This is a genomic window from Streptomyces sp. NPDC027185 (assembly GCF_055567035.1).
On the sequence record NZ_JBVHRF010000007.1, the window covers coordinates 103,448 to 129,736 of the forward strand.

Below are 26,289 nucleotides of genomic sequence, written 5' to 3' on the forward strand. Positions count from 1 at the left end.
CGCGTGGTCCGCGGTGCCGGGACGCCCGCCCCTCCGCGCCGCATACCGAGGGGAGCGCCGCACTGGGGCGCCGACAACGTCCGACTTGCGGAGGATCATATCCGGACCCGCCCGGCGAACGGTACGGATCCCGCCCGCACGGGGACACCGCCCCCACCGCGAACGTCCCCGCCGCTCGCGGCCGGTGGCTGGGCGGCGCATGGAGCGGGCCGGCCGCCCCGTACGGCTCACGATGAGTGTCACGCCTCCTCTCCGTGCTCACGCCGCTCGGGGGCGTCGAGGTCCATGCCGGCGGATGCCTGCGATCCGCCGCTCAACACCCCGTAGATCCCGGCGCTGCCCTGGGGGCGGTCGCCGTGGCCGCCGGTCGGCCGATGGGGGCCGGCCCCGGACATGGGGATGTCACCGTCGGCGTCCGCGGGCGTCGGTGCGGGGGAGACGGGGGTGTCCTTCACCGTGAACCAGAAGTCGTCGATGTCTCCGTAGTCATCCACGTGAACATGGATCCAGTGGTCGGCGTAGCCCCACACCGAGCCCGTGAAGAGCGTCGAAGCCAGGCTCCGTTCCTTGCCCAGAGCCATGGTGCGGAAGGCCTGGAGACGGGCTTCGTCGAGGGAGAGGCCGTCGGGCAGGTTCACAGTGGTGGGCCCCTGGCTCGGGCCGCCCTCGTGGGGAGCCTCCTTCGCCCAGGCGGACTCGGTGAACGCCTTCCGGCACTGGGCGAGCAGATCCCGCACGGTGTCCTCGCGGGTGAGGTGGGGCGCCAGGTCACGGGGCCGGTAGGCGGCCAGCACGGGATTCGTCTCCGCGGTGCCGATGCCCTCCGCACGTTGGTGGCTCACCGCGTCGGAGGCCAGCTCCAGGTCCGATCCGGGCTCCCACTCATCCGGCTCATCGGGGTCCGGCATCACCAACTCCTCGCGAGCGGCGTCCAGGACGGCTTCGATGGCGTCGTCCGTCGGTCCGAATCCCAGCAGTTCCTCGGCCACTTCGGCCGCGTCCGGGTGCGTGGAGAAAACCCGGAATACCGCCATCTGCTCGGGCGTCAGCCCCTCGGCGCGGGGGGACTTCAGGATTTCGAAACGGGCAGGCATCGCCCCGTCGAGCCGTCGCAGCGCGTTGTAGTTCGCGTCGATCTCCTTCTGGATCTTCCGCAGCCGCTCGTCGACTTCACGCTGCTCATCAGGGCTCATCCCCTCCGGCACCGCCAGTTCGACACCCATGCGCAGGGCGAAATTCTCGTCCTTCAGCACGACGTAGGAAATGCTGAATTCCCTTTCCTCGTCGTACTCACCGACCGGCAGCCGGCAGATCTGCGGCCGGGACCGGGCGACGGGTTCCTCCGGGCCGTCCCAGCACAGCCGCGGCTGGAACGGGTTGGGCTGCAACCAGAGGTAATTGCCGCCGACCACGCAGAGCTGGACACCTACGCCACGGCTCACATCCACGACCACATAGCCCGCCTCATCCGAATTGTTCAGGTCGGAGAGCAAGGCGAAATGACCGTGCTGGATGCCCTGGGCGTGTACCTCCTGGGCGACCTCCCATACATCGTCCACGTTCCAGCCCGGCGGGAAGAGAACGTGCTCGCCGTCGACCCCGTCGACGGCGTTCTTCCACGAATCCGCTCCGGCCGCGTTGAACGCCTCCCTGTCGTTGAGGCGGATCTTCGCGTCGAGGAACCGCACCCGGGTGGAGACGGTGCCGTTCTCGTGGACGTTCCGTGGCTGCGGGGTCATGTACCACGTCCCGTTGAGGCACTGCCTGCGGCCGTCACCGACGAGGTGGTGGCCGCCCACGCGCGCGGCACGGTTGCCGGTGAGGACGAACAGCTCCGCGGTGCGGGTGACGTGCGGTCCGCCCTCGTGGTGGGGGCGGGGCAGTTCGGCGCGGAAGAGCGGTGCCTGGAGGGGCTTGCCCGTCGAGGGGTCGGTCTGATCCTCGTGCGGGACGAAGTCGAGGACGGTGTTGGTGGCGGGATCGATGAGGACCCTCACGCGTACGCCCTGATAGGCCCCGTCGATCTCGACCGGGCCGGTGACCTCGTCCAGGGTGCCGTCCCGCCTCGACCGGGCGAGCGACCTGAGACAGACCTGACGGACCGTCTGGATGATCTCGTCCACCGTCATGGTGTCGGGCCACATCGTCACCGGCTGGTCGGGCCCGACCGGAGGCCCGGCGAGATCACCGGCCGTGCCGCTGTGGCGGATGCCGTCCCTCCCGGGCGTCGGCCGGCCGGGGAACCTCGCCAGGTACGTCTGGTTGGGCCGCATCGAGCCGGGGACGGGCACCGGACGTTCACGGAGCAGGGAGCGGTCGCGCGGCGCAGTCCGGGCCGGCCGGTTGGTGCCGCCCCACAGCGCCTCGTGCAGCACCTCCGGAGGGATGGAGATCGTGTCGGGGCTGGCCGGCAGCGGCTTGGGCCCCTCTCCGGCCGCGGCCCGCACCTCCTCCGGCGAGAAGAGGGCACCCTTCGGCCTCCCGGAGGCCGTCGGGCCCGCACCGGCCATCGGGGTGTCCTCGGCCGGTCCGGTGTGCTCCTGCTGGTCCGCGGGCCATGCCCGCTCGATCGACGCCAAGATGATCGCCAGGTCGTAGGGCGCCCACCGCAGGTTCGGCATCGGGGAGACGTTCCTGGCCATCATGCCCATGGTCGGAACCCGGCCGCGCCTGTCGACGAGGTGGCCCGCCATGAGGGAGCCGTCGTCGTCGACGAGACGGGGCGGTCCTTCCCGGTACCGGTCCGGGGCACCGACGTTGTGGCCGAGTTCATGCCCGATGATCACCACCGGGGTGTCCACGAACCACGTCTTGGAGTTCTCACGGCCGCTTCCCGGACGCAGATCCACGCGGTGGTGGGCCAGCGCCTCGTCGGTGACGAACTCCACGACGATCTGGACGAGGTCGCCGTTGGGGAAGCGGTGCCCGACGTTGTGGTACTGCTTCAGAGCCGCGTCGGTCTCGGCCTGCTTCCTGGCCACCTGCTCCGGTGTGACGCCCGCCGCGGGCACGAGGTGGATCCGGACGATCAGGCGCATGAGCCAGGAGTGGTCACCCAATTCGTAACGCCGTACCTCGAAGCGCTGGCCCAGCACGGGGCCGAGCGGGAACAGCCGCATGAAGAACTCCCTCGACGGGGGGTACACGTCGAAGCGCTGGTGTTCCTTCAGGAGCGGCACCGCCCGGTACCGGAGGCCGCGGTGGAAGACCGGCAGGCCCCCTGGGGGTGTGACGGTACGGTCGAGCTCCGGCGCCCGTTCGACGGAGACGATCACCGCTCGGGGGCCGGGGCGGAACATCGCCGGTGCCGGGCCCCGGCCGTGGAACACCTTGGTCGTGTCCACGGCCTCGAAGCCCTCGAAGACGATTTCCACGTTCTCGGGCGGGCCCTGCGGCGGACCGGCCGGGCCCGGCTCGGCCGCTGTCAGCGGCTCGGCGGTCCAGAAGCTCATGTCGATGTCCTCGCCGACGTGGAACGGCAACGCCACCGCGGACATCGTCTTCCGGAAAGGCCCGGTGTGCGGGTGGGGCTCCAGCGTCCGCAAGCCGGCCGCGGCGACGGCGGCGAGCGCCACGGCGTCCAGCTGACGGGCGGCGAGCTGCTTCCAGAAATCGGACACGACGGAGCCGTCGGCGAACTGGGCGAGGGCGAGCAGGGCGACCGAGCCGGTGGCGGCCGACAGGAGGTCGTGGTCCCCCCGCCTCATGAGCTCATCCCTGATCCGGTCCGCCTGCTGACGCTGGGACTCGGACAGCCGCCGGTAGATCCGGTTGTAGTCGTACGTTTCGAGCGGGTGATGCCCGATGTCGGTGATGTGGGCCAGCGGGTCGTCGGCGAGCGCCCAGCGGTCGTACCACCGTTGCTCTTCGACCTGCTCCGCCATAACGGCCCGGTACTTCTCACACACCTCCTCGGCCGTCGCGAACCAACTCGCCAGCATTTCGTACCGGTCCTGGTGGGAGGGCTCGTAGCGGTATCCCCGCGGCGAGCCGTCCGTGCGGACCGGCTGCCAGACACCGTCGGCGGCGGTGTGCCATTCGAAGGCGAACTGCCGGCCGTCCTCGTGCGGAAGGGAGGCGTCCGCCTGGAAGAACTGGTGGAGTTCGTGGAAGAGGTCCTGCAGACGGGCTGCCAGGGAGACCGGGATCTCCGCGGGGAGGTGGACGTCCCACCCGGCGAGCGGTGCGGCGACCGCGACGACGTGCCGGAAGACCTGCTCGGGGCCGGTGTCCCCCCGGAAGAACGCGGCGAACACCTCGATGCCCGCGGTTGCCTGGATGGCCGCCCGAGCGATCTGCCCGTTGCCGAAGAGGTCGCTCAGCTGAGGGATGAGGCTGCCGGCCGACAGCAGCGGAAGGCCGCCGTCGCGGGTGGAGAACACGGTGCCCCCCAGCAGCGCCGCGGTGAGCAGGGCCTCTACAGGCAGGTCGCGTGCCGCGTTCTCGTGGGCCGGTCCGACGAGGCCCAGGAGCCGGCCGGCGCGCATCGTGGCGCGCGGTACGTCGAACCGCAGCAGCGGGTGTGGCCCGGCGCCGGGGACGGTCCGGGCGAGATGCTGCTCGGCGAGGTGCCCGAGGTGGACGAGCATCTCCTCGGCGGTGGCACCGGAGCCGTACAGCTCCGCGAGCGGCGCGGGCGTGGGTGCCTCGGCCGTCCACGGCTTGACCTGTTCCGTCATGAAGCGGGCAACGGCTTCGTCGTGGGACGAACCACGGCCCTGGGCCTCGATCTGCGCCGAGTGCCTCCGGAGGAACGCGTCCAGGTCCTGCTTGCGCTGCCAGTAGGTCGCGGCCTTCCCGTGGGGGAGCCGCAGCGGCGTCCGGGTGGACTCCGGCTCCTGCGACTGCCGCCAGGTCGTCATGTGGGTACGGAGCCGGCGCAGCGCCTCCCGGGAACGGGTGAGGTCACCGCTCGCCAACTCGTCCTGAGTCGGCCGCGGGTCCAACTCCGGCCGCAGCGGAAAGGGCTCCGCCGGCCCGTGGAACATCGCCGGCCCGCCGGTGGGCTCCGCGAGCACCGACGCGTCGAGGAGCGGCGCTCCCCCGCCGCCCGGGTCGAACGCCGCCATCGGGTGCTGCGTCCGGGTGGGCGGCGATCCGCCGTCGTCACCGCCCCTCCCGGGCCCGTGACCCCCGCCGCCCTCCGGCGCACCGGGGTTCTGGAGGCCGCCCTCCAAACCGGCGGGCGAGGGCAGGTCCGGCAGCTCGTAGTCCAGGACGGTGCCGCGTACGGCATCGACGGTCACCAGCATCCGGGACGGCACGTCCGGTGGGCCGGCCTCGACGACATATGTGCCGGCATGGCGCGTTTCCCACGGGCGGGGCGCGTGCCGGGCGGTCAGATAGGCCGCGAGCCGCAGCCGGTCGGCGTTCCAGCCTTCCGGCAGCGCCCCGGGGTCGTACGACCGCGCCCACGCCGTGTCCGAGAACCGGTCACGGAGCTGGGCCGCCAGCGCCGCGGCGCCGGCGTGACCGCCCGACGTGCCTGCGGGCCCGGTGAACGCGAGGAACTCACCATCGTCGGCGAGCGCGCCGATGCGGGTCTTCGCCCAGCCCTGGAGCGCCGTGTCCCGGTGGCCCGTCGGAAGCGCCCGCCACTCCTCCTGACGCGTCGGAGCCGGGGTGTACCGCCGCAGCCGCGTGATGTTCTCGTCGATCTCCACGGCTGTCGGCTCCATGCGGAACAGGTGGTATGCCACGCCCGCGAGGCTCTGGTCGTCGTCCTCCCGGAAGAAGGCATCGAGGTGAGGGTCGGTCACCCCGCCCGGCGGCGCCGCCTCCACGGTGAACGTCACCGGGATCCCGGCGCCCGTCACCGTGTTGTGGACGTCGTCGAGATGCTTCTGCAACCGCGTCACGGCTGCCATGTACCGCTTCTCTTCGATCCCGCTGCCCTGCGCGGGGCGAGGCACCGTTGCGGTCAGCTCCACGCCGAGTGTGCCGTCCTGCGACAGCACGTACCGGGCCTTGCCGGGCGTCTCGTCGTACACGCCGAACGCCACCTCGGTCCACTCGCCGACCAGGGCGTTGGGCGCGCTCCGGCGCGGCGGCGGGGTCTCGGCGGGACCCGAGGGCCGGGCCCAGACGCACTCCCCGTCGCGGACGAATATGTCGATCTGTACCTCCCTGCCCTTGACCTCGGCCTTGCCGCGCACCAGGTAGCCGCCGTCGTGCAGCATGATGTCGCCGGTGGCCAGCCCGTTCGCGTGCCCCTGTGTCAGGGCCGCGGCCAGCTCCTCGTCCGTCCACTCCAGCGGGAAGAACGTGTACCACGTGCCCTTGCCCGTGGCCGTACCGGACGGCGACAGCGTGCGTACGCGCACCATCAGCGGACCGCTCTCCTCCCAGGGCCGGTTCTCGACCCCTCCTTCCGGTGTGGGCGTCACCTTCACGCGCGGCCGGTACTCGAAGCCGCCGGCACTGCGGACTTCGAGGTCCCGCAGACGACGCGCGGGAAGGACGGAGTCCTTGCCGTGGTGGAGGAGTTGCAGGAAGGCCTCCGTCACCTTCGGAGCCGGGCTCCCGTGGTCCACGCCGGCTTCGGAGCCCGTCCCGTGCGGCGAGGAGCCGCCACTGTCCTCCCCTGCCCGGTCCGAGGAGACCGCCGACAGCTCCGGGGAAAGGATGCTCATCTGCCCGCTCAGCACGTCGGTGATGACATCGGCCCAGTCGCCCCCGGGGACATCGGCGGCGGGATCATCGGTGCCGGACTCGCCGGCGTCGTACCGAGCGTCGGTCTCCGTGGTCCGGTCGGTGCCGGCGACAGGGCCGTACGGGAACGGTACGGAAACCTGCGTGCCGAGGTCCTGGACCGGGCCGCCCGTCGGCAGGGAGCCGAAGGCGTCCTCGCCCGGCTGCCGCGTCCCGAGTCCGTCCAGCCATGAGAAGTCCGTCATCTCCTCGCTGTGCCCGCCCCCGGTGAAGAGAGGATCGGCCAGCACATCGGTGCCCGTCAGCAGGCCGGAACCGTTGATGTCCTCCCACTCCGGGACGGGCTCCGCGAAGGGGCGGCCCCCGGGCCGGTCTCCCGGCACGGCGGCATACAGGTCCCGGAGGATGGAAAGGGTCAGCTGGCGGCCGAGGGGGTCCTCCGTGTCCGCGTGCTGGTGCGTCAGCTGTTCCGCCACGTAGCCACGTACCGCGTCCGGGGACGGGTCGGCCAGGTCCTCGTCCCGTGCGCCGAGGAAGTCCAGCCAGGCCCCGATGACCGCCACGTACCCGAGCCCCTCGGCGGTGGACCGGGCCGTCGCCAGGAACCCGCTCACCCAGGCCCTCTCCTCATCACTGGAGAGCTTCTCCAGCAACGTGCCGCCGGCCTCCGCGGCCAGGTGGGACGATGCCTCCGGCCACTGCGGCACCTCCTCGGCCGGGAGCGTCCCCGCGGAATCCGCGTCGATCTCCATCGGCGTGGGCTGATCACCGCCGACGCGCGCAGCAGTGTCCGGGTCCGAGTCGAAACCGCCCGGCAGCGGCTTCTGCATGCCGGGATCCGTGCTGGTCAGGTCGGTCCGTACGCCGCCGCTCATGGCTTCGGTCAGACTGGCGGGGAGGTCCTGCCCGTCGCCGGTGCCGCGATTGCGCTGGACCTTGAAGGGGTTGGTCCGGAGCCCGTTCCTGCCCACCAACGCGTCGTAGAACTTCCCGAGGCCCGTCAGGTACCGGCTCTCCTCGCGGTAGGCCAGGGCCCGCCCCCGGTCCGGGTTCGTCAGGGCGCCCCGGTCGAGATGCTGCCACCACTTCCGCAGGGCGGTCACGGCCCGTGTCCGCCTGTTCTTGTTCGAGATCGCGGCCAAGGCGACAGCAGCGGCCTTCGCCTCGTCACACCCCTTCCCGAGGACGTACTCCAGATCGTGCAGGAGGACACGCAACGACCTGGACAGCCGGAACGTCGCCGGATCGTCGAACACGGACGGCCCGTGCGCTGCGGCGGAGGGGACCGGCTGCGGCACCGGGGGCAGAGTGTCCAGCAGCTCCGGGTGTTTGAGCAGGTGAACGTAGAAATCGGTGGCCTGGGAGCGCGTGACCTCGTAGATGCTCCGCTGGGCAGGCGTCAGCCCGTCCCCGGAAGCACCGCTGAGAAATTCGAAGAATTCCGGGTCGAGTGTCGGTCGGTCGACCGTGGCGAGCGGATGCGGAGCGCCGGAAACGCCGCTCCGCGACTTCAGGTACCTGTACCAGGACCACAGCGCGTTCGCCCTGACCGTCTTCTCGCCGCTCGCGATCCGGCCCGTCAGCGTCTCTTCCGCCGCGTCGAGCCAGTGTGCCAGCGCACGGGCGAGCACCCGGTCGCGCTCGTCCTGCGCACCGCTTTTCTCCAGGTGGGCGATCAACTGTTCCGATGTGAGGACCGGTATGGCCGAGGCGGCGCCGACCGGGTGCGGTGCCGTGTCCTGTGCCGGCTCCGCGTCCCCGGTCCCGTGGGGCGCTGCCGTCCGGTGGGCCGACGAGGAGCCGCCGGGCACCGACATGGGGTCGTTGAAGGGCCGCCCGTGGGGCCATGCCCTTTCCTCCGGCGCGTGCGCGTACAGCTGCTGGAGAACGGTGAGGGTCAGCTGCGGGGTGAGGAAGCCGTCCGCACCCGCGTCCTGGCTCGACAGCAGACCTTCTGTGAAGTCATCCACCGCGTCCGGGGACGGGCCGGCCAGGTCCTCGTCCCGTGCGCCGAGGAAGTCCAGCCAGGCCCCGACGGCCGCCACGTACCCGAGCCCCTCGGCGGTGGACCGGGCCGTCGCCAGGAACCCGCTCACCCAGGCCCTCTCCTCGAAGCTGGACAATTCCTCCAGCAGCTGGTCGCGGACCTCCTCGGCCAGGTCGGGTGCCGCCTCCGGCCGCTGCGCGCCGGGATGCAGGTGGGTCGTGGGGTTCTCCGGAGCCACCACCACGCGTCCGGCGCCGTGGGCCGGGCCGCTCCTCCTCCGGAAGGGATTGGGACCACTGAGCCCACTGCGCTCCAGGAGGTCGTAGAACCTCCGAGGACCCATCAGGGCTTTGTCCAGCCGGTTCGTCGCCCTGTTCCTGCGCTCCGCACCGCTGCCCTCGCCCGTGGGCGTGACCCGCCTGCGGAGCTGCTCGCGGTATTTCTGGACATCCTCGGACCGCGGGTTCATCAGCGAGGCCAGAAGGGATTCCCGGCCGGCCCCCATCGCCGGGCCCATCAGCCGGCCCCCGTGGAGGAATTCGCACCACGCCCGCAGCGTGGACGCGGCACGCGCCCGTTCGCGGTTTTCGGGGATCTCCCTCAACACCCGGGCGACGAGATGTGCTTCGTCGCATCCCTTCCCGAGGGCGCCTTCCAGTTCGGCGAGGAGAAGGCGCGGTGCCCTGCCCAGGCGGAAGGTCTCCGGATGCGCGAAGACGAAGCCACCACGTGCCCCGGTCCGCGGTCTCCGCACCGGTCCGCCGCCGGATGTCCTCTCGTCGAGCACGGGTTCCGTGAAGGGGCGAGCACGCTCCCATTCCCCCGGCGCGACCGCGTAGAGGTCACGGAGAACGGACAGGGCCGGGAAGGCGGAGAATCCGCCCGCCGGCTCCGGACCCGACAGCATCCGCAACATGACCGCGTACTCCGCCGCCTCGGACGGATGGAGCAGGCTCTGTCCCCATGAGGTCGTGAGCTCTTCGTGCCAGGCGGTGATGATGGCGGCGTAATTGCCGGCCATGCCGGCGGAGCCGGCGTTTTCCAGGAAACCGCCCACCCAGGCGCGTTCCACGTCGTCGGCCAGGTTCTCCAGCAGATCACCGATCAGCCGCGCCTCGTCATGCGAGGACGGCAGCGGAGTGCCGGGGACCGGGCCGTGGCCCACCGCGCCACCCCCCGACGAGGACCCCGACGGGCCCGCCTCCCCGGAGAACTCCGCCGGCTGCCGGTACACGGCCGTCTCATCGCGCGTCGGACGGCGTTCCGCACGGATTTCCCGGTTCTCTCCGGAGGTTCCCGATCCGGATGCCTGGAACGGGGCGTGCACAGCGGGCTGCCGGCGTCGCCCCGGGGGCATGGCGCCGCCCAGCACACGGCTCGCACGCTCCGCGTCCGAACCGATCCAGGTCGCGTCCTGCCGACGCTGCCATTCCTCGTCCGTCTCACCGCCCCGACGAACAGCGCGCTCCTCCCGCTCCTCGCGGGAGAGGCGCGCCAGCGCGGCGGTGCGTTCCCGCTGCGACAGTTCGTCGGCGAGGATCCGCGCCGCTTCCCGGCCGCGCCTGAGCAGGCGGTCCGACACCTGGTCCCGTGCGCTCTGCAGGGCCACGCGCCGGATCTGCGCCTCGTCGGAGAAGCCGATCGGCGCCGGCCACCTCAGGAGGGGGTCGGCCAGCGGCAGAAGCCCGCTGGGGGACCGCAGCCAACCCTCGATGTTGTCCAGCAGCTGCTGCGGGGTCCATCCGTACTGTTCCACGATGTCGGGGAGCCCCTTGGGTACCTCGCCCAGCGTGTCCGTCAGCGCGAGCAGTGCCCTGCGGACCGCCTTGCTGAGACCCTCCACTCCGGGGTCGACGGAACCCGGGGTCTCGCGCAGGGTTTCGCGCAGGCCGTCGACAAGGGTACGCATCGCCTCTCGGCCCGCGTCGTTCAGGAAGTGGGTACGCCACTCCGCGATCACGTCGGCGATGTCTTCCCCGGACCGGGTGCGCAGGCGCTCCCAGCGCCTGCGCCGGTGCGCCGGCCCGCCGGTCTCGTATCCGTGGGTGTCCAGGTCTCGGTCGAGTCCCAGCCGTCTGCCGACGAAGTCGCCCAGCTCCGGCAGGGCGAGGACTTCGAGGTGGTGGGCGTCGATCAGGGTGAGGAGCGACTCCAGTGTCTCCGGGTGTTCGTCCCGCAGGGGGCGGGAGCCGGTACCGCCGAGTTCGTTCCGGAAGAGGTCGCAGACTTGCTGCGACCAGTCGTGGTCGGAACCACCGGCGTCCATGCGGGCGGTGAGGCTCCGGCGCAATCCCCGAAGCAGGTGGAGCCGGTCGGGGCCCAGGCCGAGGGCGTGCGCGATGGCGGGGAGGGCGAGGCAGTCCCCTTCGAGCAGGTCCATGACCTCGGAGAGGGCGCTCACCTCCGCCCGCGGTACCCGCCCGTGCCGCAGGACGAACTCGACGAGCGGCTCGGTGAGGACGTCCATGCCGATCTCCTCGGCGTAGACCGAGACCTCCTCGTAGGAGGATCCCGCCTCTTCCAGGTCGCGGCGCAGATCGGCGATCTCGGCTTCTTCGCGCAGCACCGCGCGGCGTGACAGCTCTTCCTGAGCCCACCGTCCGAGCGCCTGCAGGGCGCCCTCACCCCCCGGAGGGACCAGGTCGTCCTGCTGCAACGGGAAGTGCCCCGATGCTTCCATGTCGGTTCCGGTGCCGTGGATGAACTGCACCACGGCGTCGAAACTCTGCCCGCGCCACAGTGTCGAGAAGCCGGCAGGTGAGGCGAGGCCGCTGTCGCGGACCTCGGCGGAGCGCCGCATCAGCTCCGCGACGTGTGACGGGGCGAGCCACTCGCCGGTCCACACCCGTTCGGACAGATTCCCCGGCCCGACGAACGCGGGGTCCGCCAGAGCCCGGTACAGCCATGCGCGGTCCTGCGGCGTCTGCGCGCCGAGCAGTCCGGCCGTCTCCCACAGAACCTGCTGCACCGAGGTCACATCGCTCAGGGCGAACCGCTGGGCGAAGTGCGCGACGCCCGCCTCCTCCGCCCCCGGGCCCTCCAGCAGCGGCGGCTGGAGGGACCAGTGGCGGTCGGCCGGCGAGAGCGAGGAGGCGTCGGGCAGCCGCCTCAGCCCGGCGGCGACGTCGGCGTCCCGCAGGTCGCGCAGCAGCCTCAGGCCGGCGGCGACACGGGCGATCCGCCAGGCACGCGGCGTGGCCGACCGTTCGTTGAGCGGGGCGAAGAGCTGCCGCAGCGTCTCCTGGTTGGCCAGTTGCGGTAGCTCGTCCGGTCGGACGGGGAACTTCTTCAGAACCCGGTAGAGATCCTTGACGTCCCTCAGGCCCAGCAGTCGGGCCCCCTCGGCGAACTGGTCGTACGTGGGCACCTCCCCCAGGGCCCGGACCAGCTTGACGAGACTCTCCACGCGGTGCACACCCAAGCGGTCGTGCACATCGATGAGCGTGATCATTTGATTCGGGGTCAGGTCGCCGCCCCGCCTGCCGGCGTAGGCGCTCCAGACCTCCCTGATCCGCTCCGTGCTCACATAGCCAGGGGGGTTGCCACGGTCGTGCCCAAAGTCGCGCTGGTGCCGGGTCCGGGCGACGGCGGCCTCGTAGGAGGGCACCTCGGTCTCCGCGTAGGAGGGCAGGTCGAAGGCTGTCGGAAGCTGCGTCGCGTCGTCCACGACCGCTTCAATGGCCTCCTCCGCATACCGCCGGGCCGCGTCAGCGGCCCACGTGACCACCATATGGCGCACCTGCTCGGGCGTCATGTCCGGACCGGCGCTCTCCACGAGGTGGCGACGGAGCGCGCGAAGAGCCGTCCGGTCGCCGCGGAGCTGCGGGTGGAGGGAGAGCACCGCGCAGATCTCGTGGTAGTGCTCGGCGTCCTCGGAGTGCAGCAGATCGCGCAGGGAGGTGCCCAGATCGCCCAGGAGACGGTTCGCCTGGCGGTAGCGGACCGCACCCAACGGCGGGAAGGTCTCTTCGTCCGTCAGGGAGGAGGAGCCGAGCGGCCGGTTGACGTCCAGGAGGGCGAAGCTCTCCGAGAGCCGGGACAGCGCCACCCAGTCGACGGGCCGGTCCAGGCCGAGGTTGGTCATGTTCCGCCGTATGCCGTCCCACCACGGGCCGGTGGTCCCCATGGCGTTCGCCGCGCGGCCCGACGCCGCACGTGCCTGGTGCAGTTGCTCCACCTGCGGGCGGAAGAGGTGGACCAGCTCCTGCAGATCCACCCCGAGATCGCGTGCTGTCCGCACAGCGGTCTCGCGCAGGCTCTGTTCGGGGAGGAGGAACTCGGCCAGGGCCGGGTGCGTGGCGACGGTGGCCTCGCGCAGGGCCTGAGCGGCGGCGGCGCCGAGTTGGGCGAGCCAGTCCCCAACCGCCGCCTTCCCCGCTTCGGCGCCCTGCTCCCGCAGCTGCGCCGGGGTCTGCCGGAGGGTGTCCCGCAGGTGGGCGCGGAACGCCGCCAGGTCCGCCGAGGTGCGCCCCGCGCCCCGGCCGGCGAACCAGCTGAGGTCTTCGGGTTCGAGATCCAGCGCCCGCAGCCGGCTGCGGACCCGGTGCGCGCCCAACCGGGCGCGCTCGTCCGGCGTCGCTTCGCCCAGCCAGGTCAGGTCGTCGGTGACCACGGCGAGATGGTCCAGTGGGATGCCGTCGAGCTCCGCGGTGATCCCGATGAGGTCCGCGTACTCCGCTCCCGTGCCGAGGAGCTCCGACACCACGTCGAGAAGCACCGTCAGCTCGGTCTCGGGCAGGTCTGTGTGGTCGAGGGCGCAGCGCACCAGCGACGCGGTCCGCGCCTCGTCCCCCTCGCCGTCCTTGAGCACCCGTTCCAGCACCAGGTCGGCACGGAACGAGGCGGGCAGGTCCACGCGCCGGCCCACGCCACGGCTCCAGCCGGCCAGAAGATGACGGAACCGGCCGCGCTCGGACGGCAACGCGCCCTCGGGCCGCCCGACGGCGCGCAGCGACTCGACGAAACGGGCGAACGGCCCGGACTCCACCCTGCCCGCCAGGTCGAGGATCTGGGCCAGTCCCCGCAGGGAGGTGACGCCGTGGTCCTGGAAATGCCCGAAGAGGACACCGATGGGATCCTCGGGGGACGACTCCAGGAGAGCGCTCAGGTCCAGAAGCGGCATGACCTGGGCGATCAGCTCCTCCTCCACGTCCCGCGCCGCCGTGTGGGGCTCCTGGTCCTGCCCGCCGGTGGCGGCGCCGTGCACCGACGCCCTGTCCTCGTCACCGCTCAGGGACAGTTGGCCGTCGGCCACGCTCACGTCGTCGAGGTCGGTGAGCACCACGGCCTCGTCCTCATCGGCGCGGGTGCCGTCCCCGGACACGCTCAGCTCGTCGGGCTCCGTGCCGTCACCTTGAGACGCCTCGCCGTCCTGGAGTGCGGCGGACGCCTCCTGCTCCTCCTGCAACTGCCGGAGGTACCGGGCCGCCAACTGCCCGGCTGCGGCCCTGCCCTCGGTCAGCAGGGCCCGCACGAGGGCGTTCCGCACCTCTTCGTTCCCCATGATCTGTCGCGCTTCATCGGCCGGGGCCGCGTCCGACGACCCGCGCGAGGGGAAAAGGTACGGCGCCATGACGCCCATCACGAGGACATGCCGGTACTCCGCGCTCTCCTCGCCGGTGAGCTTCTCCCACAGCTGGTCCGGGGTCGTCCCCAGCACCTCCGCCGCTTCCCCGAGGGCGTACGGCACTCCCTGGATCTGCTCGGCCAGCCGCAGAGCCTGCTCCAGAGCCGGCTCCTGCGTCTCCCCGGGCGTCCCCTCGGGACGCAGGACGCGCGCCACCTCGGTGATTCCCGCGGCGTCGAACCAGGGCTGGCGGATCCGGTCGCGGTAGCGCTCCAGGTCCATGCCGTGCTGCCACGCCCGCCAGTAGCGGCCGACCTCGGCAGGCAGTTCTTCCGGGACGGCCTTCCATACAGCCATCCGCAGGCCGACCGGGGCGTGCGCGTAGCCGAACGCCGCCCCGCGCGCGGGGAGCACCTCTTCCAGCGCCTCCAGCCTGTTCGCCAGGAAGGATCCCAGCTCCGGGAGTTCGGTCAGCGAGGCACCGGTGGCGGACAGGCACTTCAGCAGCCGGTGGATGTAACGCAGCTGCTCGTCCCGCTCTTCCTCCAGGGCCAGCTGCTCCGACTCGTCCGCCGGCCGGCCCAGGGAAGCCTCCTCCAGACGCTCCCGGTCCAGGCCATGGGGCACCAGCAGTTCCAGGAAGGTGTCGTCCAGCCAGTCCCGGACGTCACCACCGTTCCGCAGCACGTCCAGGAGCGGTGCGATGAGCGGTGTCACCAGAGAAGGCTGGTCCTCGAAGCCGTACTCGTAGCTGAACCGCACCAGGAGGGGGGCGAGCGACGCCGGTACGGATTCCTGGCGCGCCATGGCCAGCACCTCCGCCACCGGGAAGTGACCGGTCGCCAGCCGGATGCGCAGCATCTCCCGTACGTCTTCGAGTCCGATGCGGTACCCGGCCGACCGGGCGGGGTCAGGGCCGTCGAGGCCGGCGAGGGCGTCGAGGTGATCGACCAGCCAGGGGACGGGGCTGCTGCCGAACGCTCCCAGCTCCCGCTGTTCCTCCTCCGACAAGGCGTACTGCTCGCATTGCGCCTCCGTGAAGTCCAGCCAGACACGGATGCCCGATTCCGCCCTGTGCAGGGCGAGCTGGTCGGTGTCCGTCCGCGTGCCGAGGGGCGACATGAGCAGGTCGTGGGTGCCCGACACGACCTGGAGGGGCGCTTCGGGCCCTCCCGTGGTGTCCGGCGAGGGGAAGCGGAAGCGCAGGTTTTCGCCGGGGTGCGCCGCCTCGTACCGCGTCGCCAGGTCGTGCAGGAACGCCACGGCGTCGTCGACGTCCATCCGGGACAGTGTCGCGAAGGTGTGGCCACCGACGAGACTGCCGGGCTCGTGCGGATGCTCGTTCGCGTGCCGTTGGTCGTTCCAGTGCAACAGCGTCAGCACGGAGCCCGGCAGGATCCGTCCGTTCTCGCGGGAGGCGGGGGCGAGGTATGCGGCGGCGCGCAGCGAACCCGCCGCGACGGCCAGCCGGAAGAAGACGACATGGTCACGGAAGCGCCCCGCTCCGACGAGGCACAGCGCGTCCTCGACCAGCCCGGCTTGGGCGTAGGGCGCGATGTTGCCGGGCTGGGCGGGGTTCGAGAGCCCGAAATGGAAGGCGAGGTTCAGGTACTGCCGGTCGTAGGCGTAACCCGCGACCCATTCCAGCCGCTCCAGGACGCTTTGCGGACCGACCCCCACCGGGTGGAGGGTCGCGAGCGTTGCGCCGTTGCGCCCGAATTCCGACAGCAGGTCGTCGAACCGGCCGAGCGCGGTGGTGAATTCGTCCCCCTGCATCGTCGCCACACCGTTGCGTGGCCAAGCACCGTCAAAGCGCTCGGCGTACGAAGCGGCCGCGGTCAGGGCCCAGAGCACCTGTGACGGCGCGTACCAGCGGTCCGTCCACTGCTGCGTGCGCGGGTCGGGGCCCGAGACCGCCGGGTCGGACAGGAAGGTGTAGAGCCAGGTCCGGACGGCGGGCACGTCCGGCCCCACGGCGGCGAAGACCTCGCTCAGCACGGAGAGCGTGTCCTCATCGTCCGGCAGGCCGAACCGTTCCAGGAAGTGGTTCCGGGCCTCCTCTTCGAGCTGGGCCTCCCACGCACGGCGCTCCGCGTCCGTCCTGAGAGGCACGTCGTGCGGGGACTCGGTGTAGGGCGGCGCCTGTGTGGTGTCGCGCAGGGACCAGTGGTCCGGGACATCGAGGTAGGGCGGCGCCTGGAGGGATTGTTCCTCGCCGGTCGCGTCGTGGTAGAGCGGGAGCGGTTCGTACGCCGGCTCCGCCTGGGAGGTACCGGACTCCGCCGAGGGGTCGCGGTAGTGGGAGGCCCAGTCCTCCACGAGGGATGTGAGGGCACCGGCTGCGAGCCACTCCAGGGTTGCCCGCAGCCGGCCGCCGGGCCGCCCCTGGAGCGACGGCCAGTCGGCGGTCCTGCTACGGGCCGTCAGGAAGAGGTGGTCGGCGAGGTCCCCGAGGGCTTGCGGCGAGCCCCTCAGCCCCGGGTGCCGGCCCAGATTTTCGAAGACGGTGTCGAGGATGCCTGCCCAGGCACGGGAGGCACGCAGTGAGGTCAGGGTGTAGCGGCCCGGATGCCAGCCGTGGTCGTTGAGGATCTCGGGGCTCCGGGGGCTGAAGGCCCTCAGGAAGTCCGCCGCCCGGCGATAGGTGGCGCTGCCGAAGAGCGGCCTTCCTTCTTCCCCCTCCCTGGCGGGCAGGTGGGCCTGCGGGGCGAGCAGGTGGGGGTAGCGGCCGGTCAGGGCGGCGAGGGCGGCCCGGTCCGCGGGCCGGTCGAGACCGAGGGCGGTCTTCTGGTACCGCATGGCCTCGATCCAGTCCGACGGGATCTGCCATGCGTGGCCCGCCCGCCGGCGGTGCAGCATCCGTACGTCCGCTTCGAAGAGCTGGACGAGTTCCACGACGTCGAGGCGGAGTTCGTCCGCGGCCTTCTTCACCGTGTCGGCGAGATCGGTGTGCGGCCCGCCGCCCGTCACCGAAGCGCCGGTGAGAGGGGCACCGGACGTGACGGCCAGCGCCAGAAGACGCACCGGATCCCGCAGCTGCGGCGGTCGGCCCTCCTCGCCCCGCCACCGCAGCCAGTCGGCCAGCGTCCGCGGCACATCCTCCGGGCGCTCCCTCAGCAGGGCGACGGAATCGTTGCGGCTCTCCAGGTAGTGCCGGAAGCCCGCGAGGTCCTCCCACGTCACAGCCCCGTACCCGGCGAACCACTCCAGGTCCTGCGGTGCGAAACCGAGCAGCCCCAGACGGCTCTCCACCGCGTGCGCGAGCACGAGGGAACGCTCATCGGAGGTGAGCTCCTGACTCCAGGACAGCTCCCCGGCGAGGGGGGCCAGCCACTCGGGCACGATCTCCAGATGCCCGGCGGTCTCCAGAAGGCCGGCGTACGACAGGCCGAGCGTGCGGAGGAGTTCCCGGATCTGCTGAGGCAGGGTCCCAGGATCGGTCAGGACGGACGGGAACAGGTCATCGGCGGGCAGCCGGCCGTGGGAGTCGACGTACTCCAGGACGCGCTCGACCGCGCTCCGGCCGGCCCCTGCCTGCACGTCCGCGCTCGACAGGAAGGCGTCGACGGCCCTGCTCAGCAGGAGGGACAGATTCACGGTGGCCGGCAGGTCGTGATCTTCGATGAGGGCGGCCATCGCCTCGACCTCGTCCGCCAGAGCCTCACTCCGTTCGGCGGCCTTGTCCGCGAGCTTCTCGACGAGGTTCGCGAACTCCTCCTGCGGAGTGGCGGAAAGGGCGTCGTCCGATGCCGCGGTCTCCGTCGCCGCGCCTTCCACGGACCCGTGCTCCTCGCCCTCCTCCTCGATCGGGGAGAGGGAGTCGCGGCGCCCCGGGTGGTGCACCGGCAGTGCCTCGTCGTCACGGAACGGGGTGACCGGCCTGGCGGCGGGCCGCCCGCCGCCCGAACCGGACGAGGAGGCCGACGAGCCCGCGCTTCCCGATCCGGATGCCCGGGAGAGGTCCTGCTCCCGGGGCTGTTGCCCCGGCCTGGACGGCATACCGCCCCGCCGCTTCTCCAGGCGGTGCCGCTCCGTGCGGATCCAGGTCCGGTTCTCCAGCCGGAGGCGCCAGTCCTCTTCCGACTCCCCGTCACGCCGTGCGAACAGCTCGGGGTCCCGCTGCCACAACCGGGCCAGTGCGGCTTCGCGCTCCTCCTGCGACACCTTGACCGCATGCGCGGCAGCGGCGTCCGCGCCGTCCCGGAGAAGCACCTCCAGCACGTCCCGCTCCGCCTGACGCAGTACGAAGCGCCGGTTGAGAGCCTCACGAGTGCCCTCGCCCTCGACCAGCACCGGGGGCCAATTCAGGAAGTAATGGGCCAAGAGACCAAGTTTGCCCAGGTCTTTGGAGACCCCGTCCCAGTTCTCGACCCGTTCCACCAGCTCCAGTTCGGAGATGCCGACCCGGTACGCGAGGCCGATCAGCTCCTCGGGCTTCGCCGCCACCGCGCCGAGCCGACGGAATGTCCCCTGGAGGGCCGTCACCGGCTGTCCGGCGCCCGGACCGGCGTCCATCAGCTCGGCCGGGTGGTGCGTTCCGAATAGCTCGGCGGCGAGTTCCTCAGCCGTCAGCAGGCCGAACCCGTCGTTGTCATCCGTGGGCTCGTAGGCCGTTCCGGCCGGCTGCTGCACGGTGTTCCCGGTCCGGCTCGGCCCCACCGGGTGCGCCTCGAGGCCCCTCGCCGTGGCCTGGTGGGGACCGCCGGGGGACGGAGCGGGTTCCCACCCGGAGCCGATGCCGTCCGGCAGCGGCGGCAGTGGGCCGGTCATGGCCCCGCGCTGGTCATTCCTGTGTTTCGGCAGCATTCTGAAGGGGTTGACGCGGAGCCTTCGCTCCTGCACCAGCTGGTCGTAAAAGGCGCGGGGACCCATCAGGTCCTTGGTCGCCTTTTGCGACGCCCTCCGCGCACGCCGCCTCTCGTCCCTGCCGGTGTTCGCCTCGTCGGCCCTCGCCCGGACCTGAGCCTGATAACGCAGGACCTGCTTCCGGGTCGGGTTCATCAGCGTGGCACCGTCGAGCTGGCGCCACCACGCCCGCAGGCCGCAGACCGCCCGCGACTGATTGCCGTCATTCCTGAACTTCCGCAGAGCGCGGGCTGCGACCCACGCCTCGTCGCTCCCCTCCCCGAAGAAGCTCTCCAGATCGCGAACGAGACGGCACAACGGCCCTTGGACAGCTGCCATTTCCTGGTCCTCGAGGACGGATCCCCTGCCGGCGCTCCCGTCCGGTACCCGGCCGGCTGCCGGCCCGGTCCTCCGGATGCCGGAGCCGCCCACCGGCACGACCGCGAACGGATGGCCACCGGGCCAGTACCCCGGTACGTCCGGTGCGCCCGCCGCCCCGTAGAGGTCGCGGAGGGCGGAGAGCACCGACTCCGTGCCGGGGGCCCGGCCCGCGCCCGGGGGCCAGGGCAGATTCTCCAGGGCCTCACCTACCGCCTCCTGGGACGGGCTGGTCAGGTCCTGGCCCCGTTCGCGGAGGAAGTCCCGCCAGACGCCGATGATCTCGGCGTGCTCGCCCCGCACCTGGAGGGACGCGACGCCCGCCAGGTAGGTGCTCACCCAGCCGTACGGGCCGCCGTGGCCCCCAGCACCGTCCTGTTCCCGCAGCTTCTCCAGAAGTCCCCTGACAGCGGCGTCCACCCCCGCCCCCGGCGTACCGGGGGCGCCACCGTGGGCCGCGCTTCCGCTCGCCCGGACGGCCGGCGGGCCCGCACCCTCCGTCTGCTGCGGCGTGGTCACCGGGATCGGGCCCGCGGGGTCCGTATCGAGCTCCATCGGCCCCGCCTCCCGGATGTCCGGCACGACGTCCGCGAAGGGGTGGCCACCGGGCCAGTACCCCGGCACAAGCGGTGCGCCCGCCGCCCCGTAGAGGTCGCGGAGAACGGAGAGGGACAGCAGGGGGTCCAGGGCGAGGTCGAGGTCCGCGCCCAGGTACGTCCACAGGTTCTCCGTGACCTGCTCCACCGCTTCCCGGGAGGGGGCGGTCAGGTCCTGGCCCCGTTCGTCGAGGATCTCCAGCCACGCCTCGATGGTCGCGGTGTACTCGTCGTGCATACCGATGGCCTCGGCGCCCTTCAGGACCTCGCTCACCCATGCGTGCCGGTTGCCGTGGCCGTCGGCGCCGTCCCGTTGCTTCAGCTTCTCCAGCAGCGCGCCGGCCACGACGTCCCGCTCCGGCATCGGCGTGCTGAAGGCCCCGGCGTGGTGTGCCGCGCCCGTGCTCGGCACGGAGGCCGACGGGCCCGCCGGCCAGGAGCCGGTCGTCTGCCGCCCGCTGGGCGGGGAGATCCGCCATCCTTGCGACGCCATGCCGCCGAGGGGCTTTCCCCTGCGGCGGGTCTCCGAACCGATCCAGGTCTTGTCCGCCAGCCAGTCGTCCCAGCCGCCCTTCGGCTCCGGGCCGCGCCTGTCGAACAGTCCCGGGGCCGTCCGCCGCAGCGTATCCAGCGCGAGTTCGCGTTCCCTCCGGGACAGTTCGGCCGCGCGCGCCTCGGCGGCGCTCTTCCCCTCCCGGAGAAGCACGTCCAGCACCTCTCGGCGCGCCGCGGCCGTCACCTCGCGCCGCCGGACCGCCTCCGGGCCGTCCCCGATCGGCGGCTGCCACCTCAGAAGGGAGTGCGCCAGCGGAAGAAGCGCGTCCGGTGCCTTCCCCGCCCGGTCCCAGCCCTGGAGATGTTCCACCACGTCCTGCGCGGGCATACCGGCCCGGCGCGCGACGAGGAGGAGCTCTTCGGAACGGGCCGGCTTCTCGTCGGAACCGGGGGTGACCAGCGCCTGCTGCTCCTCCGCGCTCCGGGACTCCGGCGCGGAGGCCACCGGGGAGTCCGTGGCCGCGGCAGGAGTCACCTCGGAGACCTCCGCGGGCGCGGGCGTACCCTCCGTCTCCCCCGTGCGCGCTTCCTCGCCCACCCGGTCCTGCCGGGTGAGCTCCCCGAAGATCTCTTCCGCCTCGGGCCGGGGCCCGGTGCGGGTGAGGGCGCTTTCCGGTTCCGTGGCGGAGGCGGTCGTGCCGAAGCGGTCCCTGTGCTCGCGTTCGTGCGTCAGCCAGCGCAGCGCGTCGAGGTCTTCGGGGCCCCATGCCTTCCTGAAGGCGGTGAACCAGTCCCTGCGGGTGTCGTCGCCGATGCGCCGCAGCTCGTCCTGGTGGACGGTGTGGCGGGCGGCGGCGTCGCCGAAGCCCTTGGCCCAGGTGCCCAGGCCGTCGGTGGCGCTGATCTCGAACAGGAGCCGCATCTTCAGCTCGCCGCTGAGGCTGTCACGGCCGTCCCGCCAGGCGGCGAACGCTTCGGGGAACGGGCGGGTGACGGTCCCGGCCGCAGGTTCCGTCCCGCCGTTCTTCGCGGGCGTCTCCCCCGCCGGGTCCGCCGTGCGGTCCGCCGCGCCCGCCGCTTCGCCCTCCGCGTCCGCCGTTTCGGGCTTCGCGTCCGCTTCGCCGTCCGTATCCGCCGTTTCGGGCTTCGTGTCCGTGGCGCCGGCGCCCCGTACGTCGTGCGGTTCCGGGTACGTCAGCAGGCGGGAGGCGGCCGGCCGGCCGGTGCCGAAGACGTTGCCGAGGGTGAAGAGGGCGTCGAACTGGGCGGTGACGCGGTCGACGTGCTCGGTGACGAAGCGGTCCCGGGCGTCCCGGGCGAGGTGCTCGGCCTCGTCGGCGGCGAGCTGTTCGGCCTCCGCGCGGGCGGCGCGGATCGCCTCGGCACGGGCGGTCGCGAGGGCGATGCGGCGCCGCACCTCGTCCGGCCGGGTGTACTCCGCCAGCAGACGGTGGAGCCCGGCGGGGTCCCGGCTCTCCTTCCGGCCCCAGTTCTCGAACTGCTCGTGGAGCGCCTCACCCAGTGCGCGGATCGCCTCGCGCCGCGCCTCCGTCGGCGCGGGCTGCTGCCCGTCGAGGGCAAATGCCTTCCCGAACTTCTCCCTGACGTCGTCGGACAGCTCCGCCAGGGACTGCTGCCAGGTGTCCGCGGCCTGCTCGACCGCCGTGACGGCCTCCCGCGCCGCGGTCTCCTTGGCCATCTGCAGGAGCACTTCGTCGTGCAGCTTCTCGGCACGCTCCCGGCGCCGGGCCTCCCAGGTGTCCTGCGGCGCGTCGGATTCGGTCGGCCGCTTCCTGCCGCCGGGGGCCCGCAGGAGGTCCCGCCGGTCCCGGTCGTACGTCTTCCACCACTCGTGGCGGAGCCGCTCCCGGCCGCCTTCGGAGAGGAGCGGGGCATCGGCGGATTCCGTCGGCCGGGGGACGGGCGTGGGCAGGAGTGTGCCGAACTGGAGAGCCTCCTCGAAGATCTGCTCCGCGGCGCGGTGGTCGACGAGGTCCTGGAGGGCGTCGTCGAAGGTGCGGTGCAGCCGGTTCAGTGAGGAGGCGAGGGCGTCGCCCACCATGTCGGCCTGCGCGCCGAGGTGTTCGGTCAGTGTCTCGGTGCGGAACGCGCCCGCGTTCAGCGCGTCCAGGGTGGCGATCAGCGTCTTCGGGTCGCCGCGCAGCGGGCCGGGGCCGACGAGGCGCTCCAGGGTGGCGCGGGCCTGCTGTTCGAAGGCGCGCTGCGCCTCGGTGAGTACCCACTCGCCGTGGGTCTGCGGCATCAGCAGGCGCGGGGCGGCACCGGGGTTCGGGGAGGTGCTGCCGGACTCGGTCTCGTCCAGCAGGGCGCGCTGCTCGTCGGTGAGGCCGTTGCGCCACTCGTGGAAGGCTGCCTCGGACCAGCCGGTCAGGTGCTCCACACCGTGCTCGATCACCCAGGCGCGGTCGAGGTGGGCGCGGAGTTCCTCGGCGGTGGCGAGCGGGGTGTCGTCCTCACCGGCGATCCGGTGTCCGGCCAGCTCCCTGATCTGGTCGCGGAGGCGCTGGAGGACGGCGTGGTGCAGCTCGCTCCCGGACGGCGCGGCACCGCTCCCTCCCTGATACGGGATCAGCTGGCGGCTGTCGGACGGGGTGCCGAAACGCTCGCCGGCCCACTGGTCGAAGACGCTCTCGTAGAAGTCCTCCCGGGTGACCGTCTGCGCGGCCTGCGACAACTCGTCCTCGTAGGCGTCCGCCATCCGGCGCTGGGCGTGGCGCCAGTTGTCGGCGCGGGTGCCCGCGTCGGGGTGTGTGGACCAGCTGGGCGCCGGGGTGAAGCTGAACTCCGGGGCGAGGTCGGTGTGGAGCCGGGTGAGGAAGTCGTCGAGGTGCTCGCGGAGGAGATCCTCGGGAATGTCCTGGTTCTCGCGGTCGGCCGACAGCCGCTCCTGGATCCACTGCTGCCGCTCCGCGTCGGTGAGCGGACGCAGCGGGCCGCCGTCGTCGTGCGGCAGGCCGGTCGGCGTGGTATCGCCGGGACGGCCTGCGAGCGGGCCGCCGGTGCCGAAGACGGTCTCCAGCAGTGTCCGGGGCCCGTGGACCTCGCCCGGCACCTCGGTGACCTCGGCGGCGTGACGGGCCGAGCGGACCCGGATCATCCGGTCCACCAGGTCGGTGACGGAGTCCGGCAGGGCGTCGGAGTGCCCGGTGCCGGTGGTGTCCTCGTCCCCGCTCCGCGTCCCCGCCCCCGATTCGGTGGTGACGGGCTGCGGCGTGTCCGTGGCCGGTGTGTGCTCGCCGGTGGCCGGGGCCGGTGCGCCGGTGTCCTCGGTGGTGTGGGCGGGCGCACCGCCGCTCTGCGTGGCGTGGGCCGTGGGCGGCTGCGGCGTGGTGGGGGCCGTGGACGCGGGGTGGTCGCCGGTGGTGGCGGTCTCGCCCTGGCTGCCGGCGGTGGCGACCTTCTTCGGCGACGGCACCGGGGCGGGGTCCTGCCCCGGCCGGGCCGCGGGTCCGGTGCGGGCCGGTTCGTGGCCCGTGTCGTTCTGCGAGGTGGTGCGCTGCGGGCGCGGGGCGCCGGGGTGCGGGGTGCCGCCCGCGGACGGTCCGGTGCTCCGGCCGGGGGTACCGGCCGGGTGCTCCGGCGCGTACGGCCCCGTGGCCCCGGCACCGGCGAGGTGTGCCGCCCCGGGGCCGGCGCCCGCACCGGCGTCGCCGTCCGCACCGGAGGGGGAGCTGTCGTCCGAGCTGTGCGTGAGGAGCGTGTCGGCGCTGGAAGACAAGGTGTCCGTGCTGGAAACGGTGCCCGTGCCGGAGAGGGTGCTGGCCGTGTCGCTGCCGTCCTCGTCTCCCCCGAAGCCCTTGCCGAAGTCCTCGTCGAAGTCCTTGCCGAAGCCCGCGCCGAGGTCCTTGCCGTAGGCCCCGTCGCCACCGTCCGACCCGTTCAGGGTGCTGGAGTCCGAGGTGCTGAGGTCCGAGGTGCTGAGGTCCGAGGTGCTGAGGTCCGAGGTGCTGAGGTCCGAGGTGCTGAGGTCCGAGGTGCTGGTCGTGGCGATGCTCGCGGTGTCCGACAGGAGCGGAACGGTCTCGCCGTTCGTCACGGACGGGGCGAACAGGCTCTCCTTCACCCCCTTCAGGCTCTCGCCCACGGACGTCAGCGCCGGGGCGAGGACGTGCTGGTGAACGGCCGACAGCCCGCCGCCGACCGCCGCCATCGCGGGGTGGATGACGTTCCTGGTGATCGGCGGCATGACGTACTCGCCCAGGCCACGGCCCGCGGCGCCCATGACCATGCCGCCGAGGAACGCACCGCCGGTCGTCTCGAACTTGCCGGTGTAGACGTAGTTGACGACGGCGTCGGAGAGCGCGTTGTTGGCGCCGTCGGTCATGGTGCCCGCGGCCAGTCCGGCCAGCCGGTAGCGGAGGTCGCCTTCGAGGTGGGTGCCGATCGCCTCGCGGACGGCGTGGGGCACGGCCGTGCCGAAGAGTTCCTTCGTCCCGTCGCTGCCGAGGTGCTTGGCGACCACCTCGTCCATCGTCAGCGGCAGTTCCTTGCCGGCGCCCGCGCCGAGGCCCTTGGCGGTGCCGTGTTCCAGGCCGTGGGCGGCGGTGTCACCGCTCTCGTGGATCATGGCCCGCGCCCAGTCCTTGCCGAACGTCCTGGCCTGGGCCTCGGTCATCGCCGTGCCCTCGGCCGCCATCAGCTTCCCGCCGAAGTTCTTGGCGAAGAGGTCGCCGGTCTTCTCGGTGAAGGCGTGCGCGATGGTGCCCTCGCCGCCCGCGGTGCCCTTGCCGACGAGGCCCTTGAAGCCCTTGCTGAACAGGCCCTTCTCGAAGCCGCTGGCCAGTTCGTGCTGGGTGTTGCCGAGGAGCCCGGCGAATGTCTGGGCGAACTCCTTGCTGAGCGCCTTCTGCTCGGCCTTGGCGAACTGACCGGCCGGAGCGACGGCCGCGCCCTCGAAGAGGTGGCCGAACTCCTTGCCGAGCACGCCCTTGACGCCGAAGCCGATGCGGTTGCCGAACGCCTTGCCGATACCGACGCCGACCAGGTCGAACGGCGCGGCGATGGCACCGCCGATGGCCCCGGCCACCGCTGCCTGGCCCACCAGGTTCAGGTCGATGGCGTCGCGGTGGCCCTGGCGCTTCTGGAGGTCCTGGATGGCGAGGTCGACCGCGGCGCCGACGCCGGCGCCGATCACGGCCTGGGTGGCGATGGACCGCAGCAGCGCCGCGATCAGGTTCATGATGAACTCTTGGACCAGCGCGTACTCGAAGCTCAGGCCGAACACCGCGCCGGGGCCCAGGAACCAGAGGAACGCGGCCATGGCGGCCTCCATCGCGATCATCGCGACGGCCTGGCCGATGACCGACCACTTCGTGTGCTCCACGTCGGTGGCGGTGTCCGCGGCGTTCTTGGCGAGCTGCTCGCACTGCGCCGCGGCGGCCCCGAGGACGGGCTGGTCACCGGAGGCGAGGTACGTCACCCACCTGCCGAACTCATCCGCGCTCGCCCCGCTGAACTCCGCGCTGATGTGCTTGGCCACCTCCAGGAAGTACTCCTCGGCCTGCCGGAAGTCCACCGCCGTCTTCCGGTAGGCGGCCTCCGCCTCCCGCAGCACGTCCTCGTTCGCCTGCGGCCATTTCATGCCGATGGTGTTGAGGAAGTTGATGACGTCCTGGGAGGGCATGAGGGCCACAGCAGACCCCTTTCTGGTGATGCTGTGCGCGGGCGGAAGCCCGTCGTGCGGAGCGTGGCGGTACGCGTACGGGAACGCGGAAGAAGGGTGTGACGGGGGGAGGAACCGTCAGGAGGCG

At 72.1% G+C, this 26,289-nt stretch carries 1 protein-coding gene; it reads right to left on the reverse strand.

Features of this window, described 5'->3' with window-relative positions:
• Positions 1 to 239: 239 nt before the first annotated feature.
• Positions 240 to 26,162, reverse strand: coding sequence for a WXG100-like domain-containing protein (locus tag ACZ4M8_RS23035; protein WP_467610606.1), 25,923 nt, complete (start codon positions 26,160 to 26,162; stop codon positions 240 to 242).
• Positions 26,163 to 26,289: the final 127 nt, after the last annotated feature.